Annotated in this window: 7 protein-coding genes and 1 pseudogene; 2 read left to right on the forward strand and 6 right to left on the reverse strand. The window is 64.0% G+C overall.

Annotated elements, in window-relative coordinates:
• Positions 1-192, reverse strand: a pseudogene (locus tag MKK82_RS29560) (hypothetical protein); the annotation flags it as partial.
• A gap of 826 nt (positions 193-1,018) precedes the next feature.
• Between MKK82_RS29560 and MKK82_RS29565 the strand changes: the two are divergent.
• Both MKK82_RS29565 and MKK82_RS29570 read left to right on the forward strand, forming a co-directional pair.
• Positions 1,019-1,150 carry a hypothetical protein gene (locus tag MKK82_RS29565; RefSeq protein ID WP_409566840.1) on the forward strand — a complete coding sequence of 44 codons (132 nt, stop codon included), beginning with the start codon at positions 1,019-1,021 and terminating at the stop codon, positions 1,148-1,150.
• A 107-nt stretch (positions 1,151-1,257) separates the two neighbouring features.
• Positions 1,258-1,491 (forward strand): hypothetical protein, encoded by a 234-nt coding sequence (locus tag MKK82_RS29570; RefSeq protein WP_243987674.1) that lies wholly within the window; start codon positions 1,258-1,260, stop codon positions 1,489-1,491.
• A 35-nt stretch (positions 1,492-1,526) separates the two neighbouring features.
• On the opposite strand, the gene MKK82_RS29575 is transcribed toward MKK82_RS29570, so the two are convergent.
• The 5 genes from MKK82_RS29575 to MKK82_RS29595 all read right to left on the reverse strand — a co-directional run.
• Positions 1,527-3,176 carry a sensor histidine kinase gene (locus MKK82_RS29575; RefSeq protein ID WP_243987675.1) on the reverse strand — a complete coding sequence of 550 codons (1,650 nt, stop codon included), beginning with the start codon at positions 3,174-3,176 and terminating at the stop codon, positions 1,527-1,529.
• A 584-nt stretch (positions 3,177-3,760) separates the two neighbouring features.
• Positions 3,761-4,036: a hypothetical protein gene (locus tag MKK82_RS29580; RefSeq protein ID WP_243987676.1), complete on the reverse strand. Its 276-nt coding sequence runs from the start codon at positions 4,034-4,036 to the stop codon at positions 3,761-3,763.
• On the reverse strand, positions 4,026-4,181 hold the full coding sequence (locus MKK82_RS29585) for a hypothetical protein (protein WP_243987677.1): 156 nt from the start codon (positions 4,179-4,181) through the stop codon (positions 4,026-4,028). Before MKK82_RS29585 ends, MKK82_RS29580 begins: the two co-directional genes overlap by 11 nt.
• Before the next feature lie 155 nt (positions 4,182-4,336).
• Positions 4,337-4,504 (reverse strand): hypothetical protein, encoded by a 168-nt coding sequence (locus MKK82_RS29590; RefSeq protein WP_243987678.1) that lies wholly within the window; start codon positions 4,502-4,504, stop codon positions 4,337-4,339.
• Between the two features lie 95 nt (positions 4,505-4,599).
• On the reverse strand, positions 4,600-5,062 hold a 463-nt coding region (locus MKK82_RS29595; protein WP_243987679.1), incomplete at its 5' end, for a response regulator transcription factor.

The raw sequence follows: 5,062 nt of genomic DNA on the forward strand, positions 1-5,062 counted from the left end.
GCCCATCGCACGCTGGTAGCTGTCATCGATTACCAGCAGATGCGTCTCGCCCCAACTCATCATCGGCGCCGGCCCTGGGTTGAGCGGCGACAGCTTCAGCCTCTCGTGGTTCGGGATGGCCTTGGCTGAGATCGAGCGGAAATCAGCCTCGCCGGTCGCATCGGACGGCAGGACGGAGGTGTACTGTTCCATGTTCGCTCCTCACGGGAGCGGTGGTTAGAGCCACGACCGCTGGGGAACGCTGCGGTCAACTCGGCTCCGCTCCCAGGCAGAGCTTCCGCTGAGCTTGGCTACATGCCAAATCCTAATCCACTCGTGGGCTAGCTGGTCAAGTTCCTACTTTTTTAGGAAGTGATTGCCTCTTACTCCACGGTGCGTCCCTTCACGCGCGGCAGGGCCGGCCGCACACAGACGGTTTACCGCTACGTGCACACCTGCGGAACGAGCCTTCGCGTTGGGCACTTGGCGAACTGACATGCTTTGGTCGTGTCTGATCCTCATCGCCGAACAGGCGTTTGTGCCCGCGCAATGGGAGCGCGCCTCTGTGCGGAAGGAGGCGGTCCACGAAGCGCTCTGGCTTGGCTTCGTGGGCGGCGTCGTGAGCGTTGGGGCGCTCACGTTCCTGATGGGAACGATTGAGATCAGCGGCATAACCCATTGCGCGAATTGGCACCGGAAGCACGCCGCGGCGCAACTCGCCGATGGTCCGCTACCGCCCCTGTCTCCTGAGCCCTCGGGCCATCTGCTGCTCAAGCACCATGCTGCCGCTCCCGGTCGAACGGCTAGGATGTAGAACGCTGGGGAGTGGCGGTCCGTCCGATCACGGCCTGGACGGACTGACATTACCGACTGGCATCCCGATCCGGGACCCGCCCAGATGGCGTCGTTCAGGCCAGGCTAACTGCGCTTCGGCATCGTGATCTTGGCCCGCGTGGCGTACCGGTCCCTCGCCGTGAGGAACGGCACCACGCCCCGCCAGCTCGTGAGCGGATCGGGCGGCGGAGCCGAGGCTCAGTCCATGGTCGCGGAAAAAATGCACGCCGCCGGCGAGGCGATGACGACGCTGATGCTCGGCGGCTCGCCCGAGACAGTTATCACACGCTACCGCGAGCACGTCGCTTTCAACGCCAAGCGGCTATCGGCAGCCTGATCGGGTAGAGCAGCCGTTCGCTGTTGGTCGTCATCCTCCCGTGGCCAGCCGGAGATCGCTCAGCAGTCGTCAGCGAGAACCAACAACGGTGCTAGTCGTTGTTAGTTATGCCGCAGCCAAAGCGCCAGCCTGACTGCCCACGCGCTAAATTGCGGCAAAGGTTCGCGTTCAATGTCCTGCTGGACGAGTTCGCCATCGCGGCACTGTCTGATGCTTTCATCGTCCTGCGCGCGGCCGACGATCCAAGCGCAGCCCAAGTCGAGCACGCGATCCGAACCCATCGCATCGGCATTCTAAAGCAACGCGCGATTTTGAGCGTGGCCGATATCGGGATCGAATGACGACCCCGCAATTCGCCTGGCATCGTAAGGCCGCTTCAAGCGTCGGCTTCGATCTCGGCTAGAGCCGCTGATATCTCGCAGATCACCCCCTCTGAAGGGTAACTCAGTGTCACCGCGCCACCGATCGAGCCCGCCAAGCCGCGTTCGATCAATCGCGAGCCGAACCCTCGACGCTCTGGCGGTGTGACCGGAGGCCCTTCGTGTTCGCTCCACCGCAGGTGCAAGATCGCCTCCTTATCGGCACGCTCAATGCTCCACTGCACCTGCACGTAGCCGTCCGCTGAAGAGAGCGCGCCATACTTGGCTGCGTTGGTGGCGAGTTCGTGGATCATCAGCGCCAGTGATAGGGCCGGCTTGGACCCGACCTTTACCGGGGGCCCCTCCAACCGTAGGCGCCCGACCTGGGCATCGTCATGACTCGCCAGCGCCTCACGGATCACCTTGGCTAAGTCGCTGCTTGCTCCTGTCTGATCGAGCAGCATGTCGTGCGCTCTGCCCAACGCGACCAAGCGCGCCGACAGGGTGCCTTGTGCCGCGTCCAAGTCTACCGCGTTACGCATCGTCTGCGTGGCGATCGCCTGTACCATCGCCAGCGTGTTCTTCATGCGGTGGCTGAGTTCGCGGTTGAGAGTGACCTGTTGTTCCTCCGCGCGCAGGCGCGCCACGCCCGCCAGAACCCGGTCGGCAACGTTGCGGGCAAATCCGACTTCCTCCGGCGACCATGGCCGCGTCTTTGAGTCGTGCACGTAGAACAGGGCAACCGTGCGACCACGCTCGCGGATAGGCACATTGAGCAGAGCATGGATGTTGAAGTCATGCAGGCTCTGGTTGAGATCAGCGGTCAGGGGGTCGGCGACCACATCGCTGATCACTAAGGTGTCACCCCGCGCGATCATAGGACCGAGCGTCCCGTAATCGGCGAAGCGGTGCCGCCCGACGAGACTCTTGGAGCTGGGATCGGTCCAGTCCGACACAATGTCGATAAACATCCCCGTCGCGTCGAGTTCACCATACCCAGCCCGGCTGGCCTCCAGGGTTCGCCCGACGATCTCGGCTGCGGCTTTGGTCATCTGTGAGATCGTCGAGAGATCGCGCAGATGGTCGCCGATCTCCGTCAAGGCCGCCTGCCGGGCGAAGGCGTTGGATAGACGGTCCTCGCTGATCCGTAGTCGTGCCAACTGACGACGTTCGTTGAGCAAAGCCATGACGTGACGGGCGAGCCGCCGGAGGTTGTCGGCTTGCTCCCCGGTCAGACCCTCCGGGCGAGGCCGGGTGTCGATCACGCATAGGCTGCCGAGTGCATAGCCCTCCGGGGAGCGAAGGGGCGCACCGGCATAAAACCGAATGTGGGGATTGCCCGTGACGAGTGGGTTGGCCTGCGTGCGCGGGTCGGCAGCAAGGTCCGGGATGATAAGCAGGTCCGACTCGCTCAGCGCATGGGCGCAGACAGAGGCGTTGAGGACCGTCTCACAGGGGGGGAAACCGATCCGCGCCTTGAACCATTGTCGATCGGCCGCCACCAAGCTCACCAGCGCCACCGGCACGGCACAAACCGACGCCGCGAGCTGGACGATGTCGTCGAACCCTTCCTCCGGTGCGGTATCGAGGATGCCATAGGCCTCCAGCGCGATGAGGCGCGCCGGATCGGAGGTGTCAGGATGGAGGCTGCTCTCAGGGCTGCGCATCGTGGCCAGAGCATAGCTTTGAGCCCGAGGTGTATCGCCCTTCCCGATCTTTGTCATTCTGCTGGCTGTTCACATCCCTTGCGGGATGGGCCAGCTGTTTTCCGGCTTCAGCTCTGACAGGCTGAGCAGAGGCCGGGCGACCATATCATCACGGCTTGCCGAGAACCTTACAGAGGGATTTCTGCGTCCGATCCCGGTTTCGGACGGCCGGCCCCGAAGCCAGCACACAGCCCGCTAACTCGTCGCCGGCATACTGCGTCCCTAGCCGCGCTGCGTATCGGCTCGGCTCATCGCTGGTGAGATCGGACGCTCCCCCGCCCCGTGAGCAGATCGGGGCGGGGCCGAGCGAACCGGTCGTTAAGGCTCCGGCTCTACCGCCGCCAGCATGTCAGCTAGCGCAGCACTCACCGACCTCCCATCTGCCGTCGCCTCCTGGCGCGACCAGATCGAGCGCCTGTCCGAGCACGCCTCGCCGTGCCGGTATCTGGCGCCGGCGAAGTGGGCTGCGATCCGCACCAACACCATGGCCGTCTGCGACCAGCACGGCGCAGAGGCCTACCGGCTCTCTACGAGGCGGCGGATAGCTAGTTCCCAATCACCGGCCGAACTTCAGCATTCGCGTTACCCAACGCCGCTCCAATGGCCTCGCTATCCGCGACGAGGATGTCGATAATCTCGGCTACAACCGCCGGCCAGGGCACGCTGAGTGCCAAGAGGAGTTCTGCTGCCTTCACGACCACGTCCAACTCATCCACCGAGAACGTGCGCCCGGTGCTGCGCGCCTGAAGCATCCGCTCGGCGAGCTTTGTCGCGAGGCTGAGAATATCGCCCGCGCCGAGGGGCTGAGCGTCATCGCTCACCAGAGACCCCTTCGCCTTTAGGTGCTTGGTAAGCCACGCCGTCAAAGCGCATTCCACAGCCACCCCGCCCCATCATCGCGCGCCCGCCGAATACCAGCGCGGCCACGAGGTAGCGGTGAAAGCGATCGTCGAGGTCGATGGGCATGGTAGCGGCCTATTCAAGCGGCGCTCCTGATGGTCGAGAACTGAGACTCGCCGCTACGGCGAAACTCAACAGCGCGTAAATTCAGACCTCACAGCGCCATTATCCACCCTATGACCGCTTTGCTTTCAGAGCTTCCTCAACGAGGCGGCGGATGGCTACCACCCTTCGGCGGCGACGACAGTAACTACCGCAATTCCGGCAACGAAAGCGGCGACAAGAACAGCGCTCAGCGCGTTCTGATGACCGTTCGCTTTCAGGACGACAACGGACACGAACGCCAGGACAGATGCAGCAAGTCCCATCACGAGCTGGGAGTTGTTCATGTCAGATAGCCTTTGGCCAGCAGATGCCCGGCGAGGGCCTCGCCTATGGGATTTGCTCATCACGGCTTCTTTGCCCCAGCCTTACGGCACCCTGATCAATGCCGGGAGTGTTGGCCGCCCTGCTGCGCATCGCTGTTGACCACGGGGGGCAGCCCCATGTGACGAGCGAGCGAGATCAGATCACTCAGCCGGCCGGTCTGCGTCTTGCCGCGCAGGTTGAGGCGGTGCGTTTCAATGGTCCGCACGCTCAGCGCCAAGCTCCGCGCGATCTCCTTGTTGCTGAAGCCGGAACTGACGAAACGCAGCACCTCCGCCTCCCGCGGCGTGAGCCGGGGCAATTCAGTCAGCGCCTCCGGCAAGTCCACGAGTCGCTTCGGCGGAGCGAGGCGTTCCGACCCCTCCGCGAGGGCGAGCAATGCGGCACCGAGGTCCCGGGGCGACTTCGAGCGCGCCACAAAGGCATCGGCGCCTGCTGCCAAGAGGGCGCGCAGGTCATCCGCGGACAGGACCCCGAAGGCCACCAGCGTGCGGAGGTTCGGCTGGCGCTTCTTCAGGCTG

Origin of the sequence: Methylobacterium sp. E-046, assembly GCF_022829625.1 — a bacterium.
GTDB classification, from domain to species: Bacteria; Pseudomonadota; Alphaproteobacteria; order Rhizobiales; family Beijerinckiaceae; genus Methylobacterium; species Methylobacterium longum.

Bases quoted from the DNA above. Each gene is read 5' to 3' on its own strand.
- MKK82_RS29565 (WP_409566840.1), top strand. From the start codon at position 1,019: ATGGTCGCGGAAAAAATGCACGCCGCCGGCGAGGCGATGACGACGCTG.
- MKK82_RS29570 (WP_243987674.1), top strand. From the start codon at position 1,258: ATGCCGCAGCCAAAGCGCCAGCCTGACTGCCCACGCGCTAAATTGCGG.
- MKK82_RS29575 (WP_243987675.1), bottom strand. From the start codon at position 3,176: ATGCGCAGCCCTGAGAGCAGCCTCCATCCTGACACCTCCGATCCGGCG.
- MKK82_RS29585 (WP_243987677.1), bottom strand. From the start codon at position 4,181: ATGCCCATCGACCTCGACGATCGCTTTCACCGCTACCTCGTGGCCGCG.
- MKK82_RS29590 (WP_243987678.1), bottom strand. From the start codon at position 4,504: ATGAACAACTCCCAGCTCGTGATGGGACTTGCTGCATCTGTCCTGGCG.